A 19,251-nucleotide genomic window follows, 5' to 3' on the forward strand; every position below is an offset into this window, starting at 1 on the left:
GTCCCCTGGTTTAAAAAAGCCGAAAAGTTTGTATATCCAGCCTGAGTTCCGACATGGTTCGCATCTATTTGCAAGAAATTGGTCAGTATCCTTTATTAAAACCAGAAGAAGACAATTTAAATTACTCCGTGGCAGGGTAAAACACTGACCATATTTTGTGCCAGTTGCGTAAGTCCTGAATTTTCTTGGTGTGGTAATTCGGGCAATGAATTTATAAATTAACCAGTCCTAAAGAGGATATAGAATTTCGGGGTTTTTGTTAAAAATTACATATTCTCAAGAGGTCAGATTTATGTCTCTGCGTGAATACAAACCCGGAAATACTTTCCCCGGTGTCATCGGTCGAACAGTTGATAAATCCAGTCCAGCTTGGCCAGAACCGTTGCGATCTAAAGAAGGAACACCAAACGTCCTATTTATCGTTTTCGATGATACAGGCTTTGGGCAATTTGGATGTTACGGAAGTCCCATCAAAACACCCAACCTAGACGCACTAGCCGCCAATGGCTTACGCTACAACAATTTACATACAACGGCGTTGTGTTCACCCACCCGTTCTTGTCTTCTGACTGGGCGCAATCACCATTCTAATGCCATGTCCTGCATTACAGAAGGTTCTACGGGTTATCCCGGTGGTAATGGGAATATTCCTTTTGAGAATGGGTTTCTCTCGGAGATATTATTACAGAAGGGTTATAACACTTATGCGATCGGGAAATGGCATTTAACGCCCGCAGACCAGATATCTGCGGCCGGTCCCTATGATCGCTGGCCTCTTGGTCGCGGTTTTGAACGTTTTTATGGTTTTCTAGGCGGAGAAACCCACCAGTATTATCCAGATTTGGTTTATGACAACCACACCGTTAAGCCAGAAAAGACCCCCGCAGAAGGCTACCATTTGACCGCAGACTTGGCAGACAAGGCAATTAGCTTTATTGCTGATGCCAAGCAGGTTGCCCCCAATAAACCCTTTTTCATGTATTTCTGTCCTGGTGCGATGCACGCCCCCCATCATGTGCCGAAAGAATGGGCTGATGCCTACGCCGGACAGTTTGATGATGGCTGGGAAGCTTACAGGGAAAAGGTTTTTGCCCATCAGCAGGAAATGAGTATCGTCCCCACCGATGCCGAACTCTCCCGCCATGATCCCGATGTCCCGCACTGGGATTCCCTCTCAGCCGCAGAAAAACGGCTTTATGCCCGGATGATGGAAGTATATGCTGGCTTTTTAACCCACACTGACCACCATATCGGTCGCTTACTCGACTTCCTCAAAGCGATCGGCGAGTTCGAGAATACTGTAATTATAGTCATCTCGGACAATGGGGCCAGTTCTGAAGGGGGGCCAACTGGTTCAGTTAATGAGAACCTGTTTTTTAACAATGTGCCAGAATCCCTAGAGGAAAATCTCAAGGCACTAGATAAGCTAGGTAGTCCAGAAACTTTCAACCATTATGCTTGGGGTTGGACTTGGGCAGGTAATACGCCTTTCCGTCGTTGGAAACGGGAAACTTATCGGGGTGGAATCAGCGATCCCTTGATAGTCCATTGGAATCAAGGCATTGAGGCAAAAGGTGAAATCCGTACTCAGTACGCTCATGCTATTGACCTAGTGCCGACTGTGCTGGAATTACTGGAAATTGAACCACCAACAACGATTAAGGGTGTTACTCAATCTGCCATTGAAGGTGTCAGTTTTGCCCATACTTTTAATCATAGTACCGTACCTACTAAGCACCTGACCCAATATTTCGAGATGATGGGACATCGTTCTCTTTACTATGATGGTTGGCGGGCGGTTTGTCCTTGGCCTGGCCCCTCATTTGCAGAAGTAGGTCAGTTTTTTGGTGCGGCCATTTCGGCCCAAACTCTGACGGATTTGGATACCCATCATTGGGAACTGTATCACGTCGCCTCAGATTTTTCGGAAAATCATAATATTGCAGCTGATAATCGCCCTAAATTAATTGAAATGATTGCCACTTGGTACGTAGAAGCGGGTAAATACAATGTATTGCCTGTGGATGGCAGAGGCGTACAACGATTTGCAGAAGAACGTCCTCAGATTGCCGTCAATCGTAGCCGCTATACTTACTATCCTGATACTCAGGCAATCCCAGCCAATAGTGCTGTCAAGTTGCTGAATCGTTCTCACAGTATTACGGCTGATGTGGAAATTCCCACAGGTGGCGCAGAAGGAGTATTACTGGCTCACGGAGGTAATGATAGTGGCTACTCCTTCTATGTCAAAGATGGCAAACTGCACTGGGTTCATAATTATGTAGCGCGATCGCTGTATCATGTCGAGTCTGGGTCATCTGTGCCGGAAGGTCGTCACCAGTTGCGCTTTGAGTTTAAAGTCACGGGTCAACCAGATTTAGCCAAGGGGAAAGGAACGCCAGGTCGCGCTGAACTTTATATCGATGGGAAATTGGTTGGGCAAGCCGATGTCCCTGTAACTACTCCCTTAGCACTAGGTCTGACCAGTGGTGTGACTTGTGGAATTGCCCCTGGTGCGCCTGTAACACCCGATTATGAACCGCCCTTCAAGTTTACGGGCAAGATTTATAGTGTGATAGTGGATGTTACTGGAGATTTGATTCAAGATAAGGAAGCTGAAATGCGTACCATTATGGCACGACAGTAGAGAGTCAATAACCCCACTCTGAAGCTACGGTGTATACACAAGTCCTAAAATCCTTGCCTGGTAAGATGCAAGCCTTAGTAGGCAAGGTTTTGAGTTGATCAAGCTGATTATCAATAGTATCAGCTTATTGATATAGAATGAAGGAAAAATCAAGGATTTTAAAAATAATTTTCCGTTCTTTTCCCTCTATTTGATTCTCAACCCGACTTGTGTATACACGGTAGACTCTGAAAATGGCTATATAGCAATACTTTCAGCCATTTAACCCTCGTAATTTGGCTATAGTATTGATATAGAATTCACGGTATTCTTGATGCCATTTCATGCCAAGTTTTTGCACCATTATTTCACTACAAGGTCAAGATTACAGGATTTCCACTGTTCTCTAGTAAGTTTTGCCACGCTAGAAAAAATCTAGGGATAAAGTAAGAAGTTAGGATTTTAGAATCAATCGCAGCCGGTGATGCCTTGGGATTTCCGGCGGGGTAAGAAAAATACTCAGCCTACAACGAAGCGATCGCCGCAAGTGCAACAGTGCGATCCCGTCTTACCCGGATATTTACATTCCACCCAATTCGGCAGGCTTGAATTGCCCTGATATTCCCTACCGCAGAGAAGCGAGTGATTCCACCAGACCCGCACGGGTTTGATAGAGATGGGGATGGTGTGGGTTGTGAGAGTTAACTATGTAAGTCCTACAAAGGCAACATAATTGCAAATTCAGTTCCTTGATTGAGTGTGGAATTAACCTCCATTGCTCCACCATGCTTTTCTACTACAATTTGATAAGCGATCGCCAATCCCAGTCCAGTACCTTTACCAACTGTTTTCGTTGTGAATAGATAATTAAAAATTTGTTGCCTCACCTCCTCTGTCATGCCAATGCCATTATCGGCAATCCGAATCGTTACATATCCAGGGCTGGACATCTCTGTAAAGATGTTGATTGCTAGGGAATCATTGACTTGCTTGCCCTGCTGCCAAATATCTTCTAAAGCATCTACAGCATTAGCTATTAGATTTATGAACACTTGATTGAGTTGTCCTGGATAGCACTCAACCTTTGGTAAGGAAGCGTATTTTCTGACGATTTTAATTTCAGGTCGCTGTCCCAACCCTTTAAAACGATGTCGCAGGATTAATAATGTATCGTCAAGTCCCTCATGAACATCAAACTTAACCTTTACCGATGTGTCAGTCCGGGCAAAGTTTCGCAGCGACACGGATATTTCTTTAATTCGTTCTGTGCTGACCTGCATGGAATTGAGGAGCTTGGGCAAATCTTCTAAGAGAAAGTCTAAATCTATTTGAGCGATCGCATTCTGAATGACAGGCGGTAGTTGGGAATAATTTTCCTGACATAATTGCAGGACATGAGTAAGGTCGGCAATATACTCTTGAGCAGGATGAATATTGCTAACAATGCAGCTAATGGGATTATTCATTTCATGTGCTACACCTGCTACCAATTGACCAAGCATTGAAAGCTTTTCTTGTTGCACCAGTTGTATTTGTGCCTTTTGTAACGCTGTCGTTCGCTCTGTAACCATTTGTTCAAGATTATCGGTCAATTGCTTCAGTTGCAAATGTATTCGCACTCTGGCAATCACTTCTGCTTGTTCAAAGGGTTTGGGAATGTAATCAACGGCTCCTAACGAAAACCCTTTTACCATATTTCCAGTATCAGCCAACGCTGTCATAAAAATAATTGGGATGTTTTGCGTTAATGGATCGGCTTTAAGTTTTTGGCAAGTCTCAAACCCATCTATTCCCGGCATTTGCACATCTAACAAAATTAGAGCAGGTGGTTTATGCTGCACCATTTCGATCGCACTTTCTCCATCTTCGGCGACTCTAACCGTAAAACCTGCACTTTTTAGCGCTTGTGATAGTACTGACAAATTAGTTGGATTATCATCAACAATTAAAACAAAATCAGAGTTTTTCATGATTATCAAATGTTTTTTATAAAATGAATTAACAAGACCAAAAATCTTATGAAGGATTATTTACAGTTTATTTGGACTGGCCTATCCATTGATTTAATGCCTCTCGCAATTTCCTGATTTGGAAATTCTCGGCAAGTTGGATTACTTGTTGAGCAAAATCAAAATAAACAGGATGATTACTCTTTAAATTATTGGCTTCATGCAATATTTCATCAACATTGCCATCTTTTGCTAACTCATACAACCTAGTCAAAATCTCAATCGAAGGTAAAGAGATATTCTGATAATCTGACTGAATATGAGTTTGGTTGCGCTCTAAATCAACTTCCGATTTTGGTGCGTAAATCCATACCAAATTTAATTTTAATTGCAGTAATTCCAGCAAAGTTTCAGCTACAACAGGTTTAGATAAGAAAGCATCTGCCCCAACATCTAAACTCCGATTTTGATCGCTGTCAAACACACTTGCAGAAGAAGCAATGATTGCTACGTTTTTTAACTGAGCAGATTGCTTGATGTACCGAATCAGCTCAAAGCCATCCATTATAGGCATAACTAAATCAGTGAGGATCAAGTCAGGTTGAGATGTAACAGCCAGATCAATCCCCTCTTGTCCATTACTAGCTTCTATTAACTCAAATCCAATCGGTTCTAATAAATTAAGGATTACCGAACGGTTTTCCCACTTGTCATCTACTACTAAAATGCTGCGTTTTTTACCTTGATAGCCTGTAATAGCTCCTTGTTGCATTACTCTGGAACTTACAGCCCATTGTTTTGCTTCTGGTAACTCTACTTCAAACCAGAAAATACTACCTTGGCCAATTTGACTTTCAACTTCCAAAGTACTACCCATGAGGTAAACAATTTTTTGACTAATAGCTAATCCTAAACCTGTTCCTTCAGATTGTCGTTTGATGTCTCCTGCTTGCTCAAAGGGAAGGAAGATTTTCTGCAATTGTATCGATGTCATCCCAACCCCTGTATCTTCTACTTGAAAACGAATTTTATAATTAGTTATTTGTTGTGTTTCTTGACTACTGACAGATGACGAATGATTAATAACGTTTACTTTTAAAGTCACCCCTCCTTTATCTGTAAACTTGACTGCGTTACCCAAAAGATTAATCAGAACTTGCCGCAGTCTTTTTTCATCGGCGTGGATACCAACCGGGAGTTGAGAGTCGGGCTGATAGGTGAAGGAAATAACTTTTTGATCGGCTTTAATCCGACAGATTTCGACTACTCCTTCCAGAAACGAAGGAAAATGGAAATCGATGGGATGTAACTCCATTTTGCGGGCTTCGATTTTAGACAAATCCAGCACGTCATTAATTAAAGTTAATAGATGAAAGCCGCATTGATGGATAATTTCAATTCCTTTGTATCCTTTGTCTGACAAGCTTTCAGTCCGTTGTAGAATTTGAGTATAACCGAGGATGCCATTAAGTGGAGTTCGTAATTCGTGGCTCATATTGGCGAGAAATTCACTTTTGGCTTGATTGGCAACTTCGGCAACAGTTTTTGCTTCGTTGAGTTGGGCAGTTCGTTCTTCAACTCGTCGCTCTAGTTCATCATTGGTTTGCCGCAGTATCATTGCCGATCTTTGGTTTTCACTAGTTACCGCAGAGATCACAAAGGTAGTGATCGCAATTACACAAATGAATGATTGCAACAAGATGAGCGATTCATTAGGTGAGAGTTGTTTGGCAAACGAACCAAAGCCTTTAACAGTACCAAAAACCGCGATCGCTGACACAAGAAGTACAGCTAGAGTCGATATCCGCGCTTCAAATCGAAATGCCGTCCAAATTAACGGCGGAATGATCATGTATTCAATTGGGTATCCTCCTGAAAAAGCGACCCGAACAATCGCCATCAGTAAGAATAAGACGAATGCAAGTTCGATAATTTGTCGCCGATGGAAGCTTCTCGGCGATGGAGATTTTTGCAACCATGCCAGCACTAAAGGTGTAACAATTAAAATACCTGTGCTGTCTGATGTCAGCCAAGTTCGACAAATGTTACTAAATATTGACCAAGGTGCAATACCACTAATACAAAGCGTTAGTGCAGCCAAAATAGAACTGATTAGGGGGCTGGGTATAGTCAGAACCATAAATTTAAAAATATCTTGCGATCGCTCTAAGAAATGGCGACGCTTGATAAACTTATGAATTAAAAAAGTTGCTACGAAAGGAGTAATTAAGTTGATAGCCGGAATGATAGTACTAATTAAAAGATTGTTTTTAAAAAAGAAAATATAACTAACAATAAAATCACTCAAAAATATGATAGGCCAGACCCGAGAGCCTACCAATAACATTCCTGCTAAAAACACACCGAATGAAGGCCAAAATGCTGATGCACCACCGACAAATGTCATTGATAAACCTATGTATCCAAGTCCGAGGTGAACAATAGGAATGGTCAGTGCTGCTATTATAAATGGACGATCCAGCTTGGGTAGGAATTGCTGCTTTATCGTAGTTTGCTGCATTTCTTGTCTCCGTGCAGATAGCTGAAGGTCAGTAACCCTCAATAAAGGTTGTCCAGTTTATAATTCCCAAAAGTAGTTGTGACTTTTATCATCAAGAATAGATATGACATGGCTGTCATACTAATTCACTAAAAGTGTGATAAAAATAGCGGGACTTAAACAAAACAGGAAAGTCAAAAAGACTATAATGCTTAGATAATGGCATTATCGTTCACAAAATAAATAGCGGCGCTACCCGCATCTGTTGGCATCCTGTAAAACGCCATTGATTGAAGTGGTAAATTCAAGGGGTCTATTGTGTCTGGATCGTAGTGCTTTGGAGTAAGGTTGAATAATGTCGTTTGCTGAGATGGTTGGCTTTCCCTCACCTTGTGTTGATAGGCAAAGATTTGCGCTTTCCACTTCAGCAGCGCCTCAAGGCTCATTACCAGTGTTTCTGCTCTGCGTGCTGGTGTGATGGTCAAATCAGAAAATAAATTTAGCTGGTTAGGTTCCAAGGTGATTAATGGGAATGTACAAACTAGTAGATTATCCCTCACGACTCGATGGAATTAAACCTGTTAGCAGCTTTACTAGAGCGATCGCTGTTGCATTTTTGGGCATTTTAAAATGGTGTTTACTGAGAGGGTGTTTATAAATAAAAAATAAAGAACACCGCAGTGCTTCACCTAAAACACTTATTTGAAAACAAGAAGTAGTTATATTTAAGTCTGGTGCAATGAGTCGAAAGCCTTATCCCACAAATGTTTCAGATATTGAATGGGATTTGATTAAATCAATGATTCCAGCAGAACATAAGCGTAAACGTGGAAAAAAACGTGAAGTTGATATGCGGGAAGTGGTAAATGCCATTTTTTACATTTTGCGTGCAGGCTGCTCATGGCGAATGATGCCTCATGATTTACCAGCTTGTCTTACTGTATACTCGTATTTTCAACGTTGGCAGCGCAAGGGAATATGGCAAAAAATCCATTCAGTTCTGCGATGTCTACGACGGACTACGCCTACGCAACTCAGGCAACTTGAAGGACGAGACATAGAACCATCTGCCGGAATCATAGACTCAAACCATGATATACGCTGCTATGACACATCTAATGTTACGACGATTAGCCCGTAATCATCGTTGCTCAACTGCTTAAGATTTATTTTATAAACACCCTCTAAGATGCTCAAGTCAACAGTTAGCAAAAATATCAGGTTTGGTATTCTGATATTGTTAATCGGAGTCATGCTAGTTCTGGCAGATTCTGCTGACGGAATGAATGCAGCACTCATCCGCGCCCAAGCTTTAAATAGCCAGGGTATACGTCAACTGGAAACTGGACAGGCTGAAACTGCTCTAGAAACTTGGAAACAGGCTGAAGCAGCTTATACCGCAGCCGGGGATGAAACCGGTAAACTGGGCAGTCAACTCAATCAGGTGCAAGCTCTGCAAATGCTGGGATACTATCGTCGTGCAAAAAGCTTGTTGCAACAGATTAATGCTCAATTGCAACCCCTGCCAGATTCTCTATTAAAAGCCAGTAGCTTCACAAGTTTGGGAATCGCCCTATTTCGTGTAGGCGATATGCAGGAGAGTTATAAGGTTTTACAGTCAAGTTTGCAGATTTCCCAACGCTTGCATGGCGATACCAGCAGTACGTTAATGGCTTTGGGTAATGTGGTCAGAGTCCGAAAAGACGATCCAAAGGCGATCGCATATGCAAATACTCAAGCGATCGCTTTTTATCAACAAGCTGCTTCAGCCGCACGAGATCCAGTGATTCGGTTGCAGACATACTTAAATCTCTTCAGCCTCTTGGTGGAAAGTAACCAGATCGCTCAAGCAACTCCCCTACTGCCCAAAATACAATCGTTGTTAGCAGATTTACCGCCCAGTCGTGCCACAATTTATGCTCAAGTGAATTTGGCACAAAGCCTGATGTCTGGGCAATCTCAAATCTCTAGCCCTGCTGCTGTCGCCCAACTACTTGCTAGGGCGGTTCAACAAGCCAGAAGTTTGAAGGATTCTAGAGGCGAAGCTTACGCATTGGGACAACTTGGGCATCTGTATGAAACAATGCAGCAATGGTCAGATGCGGAACGTTTGACAAAGCAAGCACTGCAAATCACCCAATCGATGCCAGCGAATGATATAGCGGTTTCCTGGCAGTGGCAACTGGGCAGAATTTTGCAGCAACAAGGGCGAACTTTAGAAGCAATTGATTCCTATAACCAAGCAGTTGAAACTCTCTCTGTTATCCGCGGTGATTTGTTGGCAATCAATCCAGAAGGGCAATTTTCCTTTCGAGAGCAAGTGGAACCAATCTATCGCCAATTGGTGCAACTGTTGCTAACCAACAATCCCACACAGGCAAATTTGCAACAAGCACGATTAGTGATTGAAGCTCTCCAGTTAGCAGAATTGAATAATTTCTTTCGCGAAGCTTGTCTCGATGTTAAACCCCAGCAAATCGATCGCTTTGATGCCAATGCAGCCGTAATTTACTCAATTATTTTGCCCGATCGCCTTGCTGTTATCCTTTCGCTGCCCAAAGAGCCTTTACATTATCACTTTACTAAGTTAGCAGCAAATCCTCATGGTAAAGTAGGTGAAGTGGATCGAGTAGTTGACGATCTCTTTGCCACACTTAGCCCAATCATTACCAGTCAAGCGCCATTGCGTCCGCATCAACAACTATACGACTGGCTGATTCGTCCCATCGCCGCCGATTTAGCTACAAGCCAGGTCAAAACATTGGTATTTGTCATGGATGGAGTTCTACAGGGCGTGCCGTTGGCGGCATTACACGATGGTCAGCATTATTTGATTGAGAAATATAGTTTGGCGCTGACTCCTGGCTTGCAACTGTTGCCAGCGCGATCGCTACGGTCAGAAGAATTAAAAACATTGGCAGGTGGTTTGTCGGCAGCCCGTCAAGGTTTTTCAGTTTTACCTGGTGTGGATCGGGAAATGCAGCAAATTTCTGCCTTAGTGCCAACTAGCATCTTGTTAAATCAGGCTTTCACAGAACCTCAACTGGCAGACAAACTAGAATCTGTGCCTTTTTTGATCGTACATCTGGCGACACACGGGCAGTTCTCCTCGCAGTCAGAAAAAACTTTTCTGCTGACTTGGGACGGACAAATCAAAGTCAAAGACCTTGACCAACTGCTGGAGGTACGCAATCGCCGCAACCGTCAATCGATTGAACTGCTGATTTTGAGTGCCTGTCAGACTGCTGTAGGAGACAAACGCGCTGCCTTGGGACTGGCTGGAGTGGCGGTGCGTTCTGGCGCACGCAGTACGATCGCCACACTCTGGTCAGTTCAAGACAATTCAACGGCCGATCTGATCGCTCAGTTATACACTGCCTTGAAACAACCGGGAATCACGCGAGCCGAAGCCTTACGTCAAGCACAATTGTCACTATTGCGATCGCCCGACTATCAACATCCTTACTACTGGTCACCATTTGTCTTAGTTGGGAATTGGCGTTGAGAAGTTGGCTGTAAAGGCTCTTTGGCGATCGCTCCTAACCCCACACTCGGTTGTGCTAAAAAATCTATCCAAATTTTTGTTAACGCTAGCTTGTCTATTTCCGATTGTTGTGCTATTGCTAAATTTGTCAAAGCATCATACCAAATTCCTTGCTCACCGTATGAGGCTGCTGTTGCTAAAGCATCCTGTGAATTACTGATACCAGGCGAGGGAGCAACACGTTCTACCCATGCTGTGACAAAGGGATCGTTGGGATTGGGGCGATCGCCACACAGCAGCACCACTGCCCATTGATAAGATTTGCCCACCTCTAGGGGTGGTGAGTTGGTTGGCAATGGAATACCCACAATTCCTGCCTCTTTGGTTATTGGTAGAAAGCTTTGGAAGTGCGGTTGATTACCTGCCGCTTTCACACTCAAGACCATCTGCCGTGCTGAGGTTTTGGGCAAATACACCCAAAAGGTGGGACGTTCTGCCCAGGTTAAACCAGATTGGTCGCTGGGAACAAGGGCGGTGAGCGCCAGTGTTTTGGCAGATGAGTCTCCGGGATTCGTTGGTGCATCTTGAGAGCAGAGGCGATCGTTGCGCGAGCCGGCTCCCCGTGTAGTCGGTGGTTTCCCAGTCCTCGACGGTTTGAACAATACCTGGGATATTGGTTCACGCCCCTCAGCAAAGACTTGCGCCGATAGGGCGATCGCCTCGGTGAACAGTAGGAGACTAGCAGACATTACCACAACCAATGCTTGAAGGGGCATAAGCAACAGTTTATAGCTACACTGCATAGAATTATACAGTGATACTGATACTATGAGCGATCGCACTTTAGCTGTAGTCGATTGCACAAGCCCCGAACTAAGTTAGTAAGACTAATTCAATCATAATTCGATTTCTCACAACTATGATTAATAAATATAGGGCAATTTTAAACAGCAGAAGACCAAATGCAATCGGCATTACGAATTGCAACTCAAGTTTTACTAGGTAACAAAATTGAAATCAATTTACCTGAAAATACTACCTTAACCTCAGTCGGATTATAGACCATCACTGATGATCCATTACATTTGAAGTGGGGACGTAAAGATATCTATATGACCAGGAGTCAATTGAGTAATGGATACCAGCCGTTTAGAGCAGTAGAGATATTTTAACTCAAGCGCGATCGCCCTGACAATTCCAATACAAGGAAAAGAAGCGATCGCTCATTTCCGCTAACTGCAAGTCTTTGCTAAATGTGCGATCGCTCATTTTTATACAAAAGTTAAGATGGTATTATCCCAAAGTGCAGGTTGATTGATCTGCAACCGCTGGATTATTTGCGGTGCGGCTATGTTTTTTCAGCAGAGACTTGTATTGATAGAGCGATCGCCCCATTTAAACTTTCCAGTCAGCTTAAGCTCAAATTGACTGAATTGTGTGTGGCGATCGCACTTAATTTTCCACAAGCAGTTTGCTGACTTTGCAGGAACTTTTCCTAACTCATTAACGCGGGACGTTCCACATAGGTGACGCGATGCAGAATCCGCCAAGTTTTATTGGGTAAACCAGCCGCAGTTTGACGCAAAGCACGGGCTTCTTCGTCATTACTAGCTAACCATTCGGGATCGACCACATAGGCGAAGAAGTCATTGAAGTTGTTGGTGCTACCTTCGAGGTAGAAGCTCATAAAGCGATAGCGATCTACTTTTTCACCAGGTAGGAGAGGACGATCTTTGTAATCTGTAATTCCTTTGCCTTCAACTCCACTAATGTCTACACTTAGTTGAAAGCCTTTGCTTTGGTTTTCAGTTTTGGTCATTGTTTGAGTCATGTGAACAGTTCTTTGTTCTTCTAATTCAAAACCATATCCGAATACTTTAAAGCCTGCTTGAACTCCAATTGCTGCCTCTAAGTTAAACGACCCACCAATAGTATGCTCAAGGGAATTTGCAAATTGCTGGCTTTCAGAGTAAAAACCTCCATCGGCATCCCAAACATAGGTGTTAACAATATTACGTTTACCCGCAAGCAGTTGAATATTCTCCATCTTTTTTTGCCAACTGGCAAAGCTTGCTGTGGCGTGAATTTGTTGAGAAGCATCGCTAAATCGAGAATTGATTTCTTTTTGTTTTTGTTCTGCTGCTGGATTCTGTTTCCCAGAAGAACGTAGTTTCTCTAAATCCTTAATCTTATCTTCTAGGACAGCTTGTTTTTTGGTCTGTTTTTCCTGTAATTCTTTCCTTTTTTGATTCAATTGGTTTTGCTCATCTTGCGACGGAGGAGTTTTTGATTCTAAGGTTTTTATTTCCCCTTTCAAGCTGTTTATTTCTTGATCGAGTGTTTGTGTTTCGTCCGCTTTGCCGACATCAGTTTCACCAGTCATATAATTAGAATTATTTACTTCCCTTTCTAAAGAAGTTTCATCTACTAAGCGTGAATTGAATTGCTCAAAATATGACTTTCGTTGTTGATCTCGATATTCAATTTGTTTTTTCAAATCATAGGCTTCTAACAAGCGAAAATAGCTGGCAGGATAGAGAGAACCATATTGAGATCGCATTTCTGTAACTTGTGGAAAAAATCTCTGGCTTGTTGCCTTACTTCCTGTCATCCCATCAAGGCTACCATTCATGATGTAAGCAGGATTTATCAAGAAAGTAATGGTATTCACATCAAGAGGAATATTGTCATTAGGTACAATCTGAGTGCCTACAACTCTTTGACTACGGCTTAAACGTAGAATGAAAACATCTGCTAAACCCGATACAACAACGGCATAACCTACATTCTTAGGGATAAAACGCTTACCGAGTTTGTCAAACTTAGTCTCACTTTCCTGAGTACCAACTAAACTTAGTTTATTAGTAATATTTACACCAGAAGATGATGAAACATTGCTACTGTTGAGAAAGCTGTATTTTGTAGATAAGTCTCCTTTAAAGCCTTTTATTACTTCTAGAGCCTTCTCACTAGCTTCTACCCCAACCCCTTTTGAAAGCTCAACTTTTTGATCCAATCCTATAAATAAAGATACTGTTGCACCTAGTCCTGCTTCTTGTTCACGATTCCAGCTATAGGATACTTCTTCAGATGACACAAGCTCTACAGAAGCAGTTCCATTGTAGTTATCCTCTATAGTAAGGTTTTCACTCGGTACAGGGGGTGCGCCTTCAATGAAACCTAATAAAGTCGGGTTAATTTGAGCATTACCAACCCATACCATTTCTAAGGTTTCAATTCGCTTATCAGATAGTACATTGATCCCTGAGATACTAGGAAAGGCGAAGAAACGTCGCATCATAGCAGATTTTTGCTTGTCAGCATCTAATCCGATAGTGCTGTATTCACAGCTAACCACTGCATTTCCACCGTTTGGTAGAGTATAGTCTTGAGCTAAGACAGCACCATTGACTGTCCCATTATTAGGATTAGTGACTTTAAGGTCTGAAACTTTATCACCTTTAATTTCGTTCAATGGCCAATAACCAACTAGCCCTTCTTCTTTCCCTGTTAAACGCTGGAACATATCAGCTTGAATTTCTTGCTCAGTGCGAGCTTTGTTCCAGATACTAACATTGGTAATTTTGCCTTTAAAGTAGCCGTCTTGAGACCAGTTACTTTTACCGATATAGTTATTAGTACGGTTAATTTCCTTAGGAAGGTTCATTTTTTGAGTCAGAATCTCATAACCGACTGAACGGTTAATTTCTTCAACCTGAATCTGCTTACCGTCTTTGTATAGTTTGACATTGCCTGATGTATCGATTGTTGCTGCTAGGTGCATCCACACATTTGTATCTAATACATATAAGGCTGTAATCTCTTGAACTGTTGCTCCTGTGTATATGCTGAATACCAAGTGATTCTCTTGTTCTTTATTAGCGAGGATGATATTATCAGCACTCTCACCATTACCAAGCTCTATAATTCTTGACCCATGTTCAAAGCTGTCATACCTTACCCAAGCTTGTACCGTAAATCCTGAGGAAAAATCATGCTCCATTGCAGGTAAAGCAATATAATCATCGACCCCATCTAAGCTTAAAACTGAATGCTTAAGTTTACCAATTGGTGCAGTACATCCCGTCCAATTAGCACTGCCTTCAATTGTGGCATTATCATATCGCTTAGTCCAATCTCTCACCTTATCTAATTCATGTAGAGGATAGTATGCTATCAACCCAGGCTCATTGCCACTGAGTCTAACTTTACTGTTAACGGCAACTTCCTCAGCACTAAGGGCAACTTCCCAAATTCTTACTTCCGCAAGTCTACCTACAAAAGGATATACATTTAAGTATTTTCCTAGTATTAAATCACCTGAACCTTGATAATCTCCAGTTTTGTTTTCTTGCTTGGGGATTTTTTCTCCGTCTCGGTAAATAGTTCGTGTCTTAGTTTGAATGTCATAAACACAACACCAGTGATGCCACTCATAATCGTTATAAGTTTTGTCTGTGTCGAGATCATTTTCGTAAAAAGCAAAGGTAAACTTTCCATCCTCACGGAAGCCAATGTATAAGCCTTTGTTTTTTTCATAACTGCCTTGACTAAGAACAACACCCATGTTCCCAAGCTGATCCTGTTTTGCCCAAAACTCAATCGTAAAACTCCGGTTGTTAAGGGCAATTTTGTCACCGCAATTAATAAAACCACTACCAGAAAATTTTAAACAAAGAGGTAGCTGTTCTGGAATCCACTAGGCATTACGACTGTCAGCAGTAGCGTCAAAGTTGGTTTGTTGCATCTTGCCTTGATTATCAAAGTAGCTCAGTTGAACATTCCCTTCGCAGGTTTCAATAGCAGTTAATCGGCTAGTGGGGCGAACAAAGTCCAATAATGCGCCTTGAGTTATTAATTTTCGGCTATCGGTTGTCAGAAGCTTCATTCCTACAGGGATTACTTGATTGCCTATTTTTAATTTGGCAATTTCAGCCTGAACATTGGTGAGTCGTGCGTTCACAATAGACAATCTACTTGCAGTATTATTGAAGTCATTTAATTGTCGTTCAACTTCTGCAAGTTCCCTTCTCTTACTCTGTAGTGCATCATTCGCATTTTTGATATTGTCATTAGGATATTCACTCAGTTTCTCAATGATCCATTTTCGACCTCGCTGATCTCCACTGTCCCAGTTAAACTGCTGGATTTTTGCCCCATTATCCTTTGACATGCCTGAGACATCTAGAACCTTGCCACTATGTTTGGCAACAATTTTAAAGGTATTGCCTTCTAAATCTTCAAGTTTCCATTTTTGGTTATCTTGATTGTTTGACCCGCATACCAAGATACCTATGAAATTATCCTGTTTTGCCCCTTCCACATCCAAAACTCTTTGGCTGTGTTTAACAACAATCTTATAGTACCCATCACCTACTGGTACAAATTGCCATTTTTGATTATCTCCATTCACCCATGTCCACTGATGGACATTTGCATCTCCCATGCTAGCACCACTTACATCCAGAACTTTCCCACTATATTCAGAAATGACTTTGCACCAATAATTTTCGCGATTGTTTACGGCATCATCATGTTTCTTTTTACAGTCATCCTGTTCCCTTGTTAGAGTTTGCTTTTTAGTGTCTAAATTTGTCTTTGTTTCTGGTTTAGCAAGCTGTTCTAGTTCCCATTTACGCAGCAATAAAGTCGCTTCTTCTTGCTCATATCGCGTTAATTGCTGCAATTTTTCTCGGTTCTCAGATTGTTGATCTGTTACAGTAGATAGCTTAATCTCATCGTTGTATCTTGCTTCCGTAATGGCATCAGATACTAATTGAATCCGATGCTTACGAATTTCAAGTTTTGTCCAATCCCCTTTGACATCAACCAGTCCAAAAGAACGAACCAATTTCACTCCATCAGGGATTGTAAAGCGTGCTGAAGCTTGATACCAACCATTGACAAGTTGGAAGTTTGCCGGAACTCCTGAAAAAATTTCTCGTTTTTCTGAATCTCGATTTGCTTTACCCCAATAAGAAAAACTAAAAACTTTATTTTCTTTTCCATCAATATTATTGGGATCGATAGACTTATCTAACTTAAACTCAAAACTTTCTTCATAGGTTGCCCGTTGAGTTATAGCTACCATCTCATCATTAGTATATTTAACAACGAGTGTCTGATTGTCCTTAAGTTTGCGATCAAGTGTAACAGCACTAACAAATGCGTCGCCATATACGATGCCATTGTTAGCAAAAACAGAAAAATCCACCACTTCCCGTTTGTCACCTTCAACAATCGCACCGAGTCGCCAATACCCAACTAAGCCGACTTCTTTACCTGTTAGTCGGAGGTACATACTATCTAAAATTTCATTGGGTTGACGAGCATGATTCCACACTTGGACATTGGCAATCTTGCCTGTAAAATATTTAGATTGGGCTATTCCTCCAATGAAGAATTTAGGATTCCATGTATTCTTGGTATCTTGAAACAGAGTTTCTGGGATTGGAACAGACGCACTGGAAACCTGTTGCCCATTTCGGCATATAACTAATTTAGTTTTATTAGTTTCTTTGCTGTCTTTGTCATAGTCAAAACTAACTGCATAATGTACCCATTCATTAATTGGTAGGGGGGTGGGATCGGCAATATCTTTTGTGCTGGTGCTGCTGCCAAATCTCAAGATTGCTTTATTATTCATAATTAATAACTGCATGAGTTGACCTTGTTCACCAACAATTAATTGCTCTCTAGTTGTGTTACTCGAAATATAAATCCAAGCAGAGTAGGTCTGACCAAAGGAATAGTCTGGAGATGGTGTTTTTAACCCAAGGAGGGCAGGTGTCTCAATATAGTCACCATTACCATCGAAATTAATGCCCCGTTGTTTGCGAGATTCCAGGGTGGCATTAGCTGCCATTCCTGGTTGCCATTTGACATCTAGGGTGAAGCCTTTGCCATCAGCTTTGGTAACGGAATATGTACCGTCATAGCCTTGAGTATCTGAGATTTGCACGCCGTTCCCATTTTCCAGTCCATGATTAGGACTGGTAATTCTTAGCTTCCCGTCTTCTGTACGTTCATAAGCGGTAATAATGCCATCAAAGATTAATCCGCTTTCTTCTGTTGGAACTTCCTCCCACGTCCCAACTTGCCAGTTTTTGCTTCCGCCCTCAACCCATTTTGCAGCAATTTCAAAGGTGTTAGCATCGATTTTTTGAACTACATGATAGCCGTTGTAGTGCTTTGTCCCTTGAATTTTGACATTATCCCCAGATTTTAATGTAACTGTTTCCTTTGAAATAATTTGAACGAGATCCGCTTCTTCGGTTCTCTTCATACCAGCGATTGTGCCTATAGCGGGTGGGGTACTGTCACCAATAGCTTTGATTTCATCAAGGGTATTTAAGGGCAATAAAACATCGCGTTTAAAACCTCGCAATATTGGAGATTGTGGATTTTCAGAAATTTGTGACAGAGTACCATCTTTGGCGGCGGCAAAACTCAATGCGGCTGTATTCCCTTGATTTGTAGGAATAACTAGCATGACTTTTGTGGCATCTTTGATCAGTTGAGTTTCACCATCTTGAGTCAGAGTTTCAGACTGCACATCATATTTCGTTGCAGCAAACCCATTAATTATCTGTAAAGAATTACCTTTATCGTCTTTTAAATCAAAACTACGGCGGATAATTCCAGGAACTTTACGAGGCACTAAAACCCCTAGTTCTCCTGGTTTGGGATCAAAGACAGTAGAATCTTTAACATCAAATAATCCTTCTTCCGACGCTTGGATGGAAATTAGTTCAACTTTCTTTGTCTCACTGTTGTAAGCAAAAATCTGCCAACGGTATTTATCTAATTCATTAGTCGGTAATAGAATTACCGAAAACCAACCATTGGAGAGTTTATTAATAATGCTGATTTCTGTTGTAGGTTCGTAAAATTTTTTACCATTCTTATCTTGAAAATTCAAAGAGTCAAAACTGGATAGACCTATCCCTTGGCTATTTTTATTAGGCTTATTCGGCTCGTATTTTTTGCGGCTCTGCTGATAGCGGACTTCCAATTTGCGATTAAGTGTATTGGTCATACCATCTAAGACGAAGCGATCAACCAGCAAAGTATTAGATTTAGACTGCCGGAAAACATAGATGTGACCTAATGCAGATACAAGTTGAACTGGTGCAACAGCAGATTCTTCGTTAGTTTTGTAGCGAGATTGGAGAATAAAGCCATTCGGGGGATCTTGGCAAGTTAATTCTTTCTTTTCCTTTTCTACTACCGATGAATCAGGATCTTCATTGGGAAACTCTAGGGTTTTCCAATTTTCCCAACGAGTCGAATTGTGAGTATCCTCATAGCCATCTTGCTTAACTGTGTAGTAAATTTTACCATCAATGGCTGTGCCAACTATAACAACTTTTCCCTCGTGGGTAACACTATTGATATGCTGGATTGAGTTTTGAACAGTATTCAGAAGTGACATAGCTTTGCCTTTGTCAAAATTATGACTTTGGTTAAATTTTGATTAATTAGTCATTTCGCCAGACACAATCGTGAGCCACACCCTACACGGCAGCATCCAGCAGTTTCTAAAGCGTTAACTTTGAATTTGCTTAGCAAACTTTCGTTTGGTTGTTCTTAATACTTACGGTTCGCTCAGGAGTTGTAAATCCTTAAAACTCATACAAAACCTCATAAAAAATCTCATATTCAAGCTGGCAAAATGGTTAGGTATCTCGAT

The 19,251-nt window shown here is 41.7% G+C and carries 14 protein-coding genes; 8 read left to right on the top strand and 6 right to left on the bottom strand.

Going from position 1 to position 19,251, the window contains the following annotated elements; translation table 11 throughout:
- The first annotated feature begins 53 nt into the window (after window positions 1-53).
- From IQ276_RS41030 to IQ276_RS25990, 4 genes are all read left to right on the top strand, one after another.
- Window positions 54-140: a sigma-70 factor domain-containing protein gene (locus IQ276_RS41030; protein ID WP_193912717.1), complete on the top strand. Its 87-nt coding sequence runs from the start codon at window positions 54-56 to the stop codon at window positions 138-140.
- Between the two features lie 152 nt (window positions 141-292).
- Window positions 293-2,647: an arylsulfatase gene (locus IQ276_RS25980; RefSeq protein ID WP_193912703.1), complete on the top strand. Its 2,355-nt coding sequence runs from the start codon at window positions 293-295 to the stop codon at window positions 2,645-2,647.
- A 460-nt stretch (window positions 2,648-3,107) separates the two neighbouring features.
- Window positions 3,108-3,245, top strand: a complete 138-nt coding sequence (locus tag IQ276_RS25985; RefSeq protein ID WP_235115977.1) for a hypothetical protein — start codon at window positions 3,108-3,110, stop codon at window positions 3,243-3,245.
- Window positions 3,246-3,268: 23 nt separating this feature from the next.
- Complete coding sequence (locus IQ276_RS25990; RefSeq protein WP_235116343.1) at window positions 3,269-3,331, top strand: excalibur calcium-binding domain-containing protein; 63 nt, start codon at window positions 3,269-3,271, stop codon at window positions 3,329-3,331.
- A gap of 11 nt (window positions 3,332-3,342) precedes the next feature.
- Here IQ276_RS25990 and IQ276_RS25995 read toward each other — a convergent pair whose 3' ends face one another.
- The 3 genes from IQ276_RS25995 to IQ276_RS26005 all read right to left on the bottom strand — a co-directional run bounded on the left by IQ276_RS25995 (window position 3,343) and on the right by IQ276_RS26005 (window position 7,593).
- Window positions 3,343-4,596 carry a hybrid sensor histidine kinase/response regulator gene (locus tag IQ276_RS25995; protein ID WP_193912701.1) on the bottom strand — a complete coding sequence of 418 codons (1,254 nt, stop codon included), beginning with the start codon at window positions 4,594-4,596 and terminating at the stop codon, window positions 3,343-3,345.
- 67 nt (window positions 4,597-4,663) lie between these two features.
- Window positions 4,664-7,096 (bottom strand): MASE1 domain-containing protein, encoded by a 2,433-nt coding sequence (locus tag IQ276_RS26000; protein ID WP_193912699.1) that lies wholly within the window; start codon window positions 7,094-7,096, stop codon window positions 4,664-4,666.
- Window positions 7,097-7,287: 191 nt separating this feature from the next.
- Window positions 7,288-7,593: a hypothetical protein gene (locus IQ276_RS26005; protein WP_193912698.1), complete on the bottom strand. Its 306-nt coding sequence runs from the start codon at window positions 7,591-7,593 to the stop codon at window positions 7,288-7,290.
- A gap of 14 nt (window positions 7,594-7,607) precedes the next feature.
- On the opposite strand from IQ276_RS26005, the gene IQ276_RS40330 reads away from it, so the two are divergent.
- The 3 genes from IQ276_RS40330 to IQ276_RS26015 all read left to right on the top strand — a co-directional run bounded on the left by IQ276_RS40330 (window position 7,608) and on the right by IQ276_RS26015 (window position 10,580).
- Complete coding sequence (locus IQ276_RS40330; protein ID WP_255264349.1) at window positions 7,608-7,733, top strand: hypothetical protein; 126 nt, start codon at window positions 7,608-7,610, stop codon at window positions 7,731-7,733.
- A gap of 81 nt (window positions 7,734-7,814) precedes the next feature.
- The gene (locus IQ276_RS41300) at window positions 7,815-8,216 is read left to right on the top strand and encodes a transposase (RefSeq protein WP_193912697.1); all 402 of its coding nucleotides are present in this window, start codon (window positions 7,815-7,817) and stop codon (window positions 8,214-8,216) included.
- A 48-nt stretch (window positions 8,217-8,264) separates the two neighbouring features.
- Window positions 8,265-10,580, top strand: coding sequence for a CHAT domain-containing protein (locus IQ276_RS26015; RefSeq protein WP_193912696.1), 2,316 nt, complete (start codon window positions 8,265-8,267; stop codon window positions 10,578-10,580).
- Here the strand turns inward: IQ276_RS26015 and IQ276_RS26020 are convergent.
- Window positions 10,541-11,335 (bottom strand): DUF928 domain-containing protein, encoded by a 795-nt coding sequence (locus IQ276_RS26020; RefSeq protein ID WP_193912716.1) that lies wholly within the window; start codon window positions 11,333-11,335, stop codon window positions 10,541-10,543. The genes IQ276_RS26015 and IQ276_RS26020 overlap by 40 nt on opposite strands.
- A 534-nt stretch (window positions 11,336-11,869) precedes the next feature.
- Here IQ276_RS26020 and IQ276_RS26025 point away from each other — a divergent pair.
- Window positions 11,870-12,037: a hypothetical protein gene (locus IQ276_RS26025; protein ID WP_193912695.1), complete on the top strand. Its 168-nt coding sequence runs from the start codon at window positions 11,870-11,872 to the stop codon at window positions 12,035-12,037.
- A gap of 17 nt (window positions 12,038-12,054) precedes the next feature.
- Here the strand turns inward: IQ276_RS26025 and IQ276_RS26030 are convergent, their stop codons facing one another.
- Together IQ276_RS26030 and IQ276_RS26035 are read right to left on the bottom strand one after the other, a co-directional pair.
- A complete protein-coding gene (locus IQ276_RS26030; protein WP_309245644.1) occupies window positions 12,055-15,255 on the bottom strand; it encodes a LamG-like jellyroll fold domain-containing protein in 3,201 nt (1,066 codons plus the stop codon).
- Window positions 15,256-15,258: 3 nt separating this feature from the next.
- Window positions 15,259-18,993, bottom strand: coding sequence for an RICIN domain-containing protein (locus tag IQ276_RS26035; protein WP_193912693.1), 3,735 nt, complete (start codon window positions 18,991-18,993; stop codon window positions 15,259-15,261).
- Window positions 18,994-19,251: the final 258 nt, after the last annotated feature.

The organism is Desmonostoc muscorum LEGE 12446, from assembly GCF_015207005.2.
Taxonomy (GTDB): domain Bacteria; phylum Cyanobacteriota; class Cyanobacteriia; order Cyanobacteriales; family Nostocaceae; genus Nostoc; species Nostoc muscorum.

Excerpts from the sequence above, each read along its gene's own strand:
- IQ276_RS41030 (WP_193912717.1), top strand. The coding sequence starts at position 54 with ATGGTTCGCATCTATTTGCAAGAAATTGGTCAGTATCCTTTATTAAAA.
- IQ276_RS25980 (WP_193912703.1), top strand. The coding sequence starts at position 293 with ATGTCTCTGCGTGAATACAAACCCGGAAATACTTTCCCCGGTGTCATC.
- IQ276_RS40330 (WP_255264349.1), top strand. The coding sequence starts at position 7,608 with ATGTACAAACTAGTAGATTATCCCTCACGACTCGATGGAATTAAACCT.
- IQ276_RS26000 (WP_193912699.1), bottom strand. The coding sequence starts at position 7,096 with ATGCAGCAAACTACGATAAAGCAGCAATTCCTACCCAAGCTGGATCGT.
- IQ276_RS26015 (WP_193912696.1), top strand. The coding sequence starts at position 8,265 with ATGCTCAAGTCAACAGTTAGCAAAAATATCAGGTTTGGTATTCTGATA.
- IQ276_RS26020 (WP_193912716.1), bottom strand. The coding sequence starts at position 11,335 with ATGCCCCTTCAAGCATTGGTTGTGGTAATGTCTGCTAGTCTCCTACTG.
- IQ276_RS41300 (WP_193912697.1), top strand. The coding sequence starts at position 7,815 with ATGAGTCGAAAGCCTTATCCCACAAATGTTTCAGATATTGAATGGGAT.
- IQ276_RS26035 (WP_193912693.1), bottom strand. The coding sequence starts at position 18,993 with ATGTCACTTCTGAATACTGTTCAAAACTCAATCCAGCATATCAATAGT.
- IQ276_RS25995 (WP_193912701.1), bottom strand. The coding sequence starts at position 4,596 with ATGAAAAACTCTGATTTTGTTTTAATTGTTGATGATAATCCAACTAAT.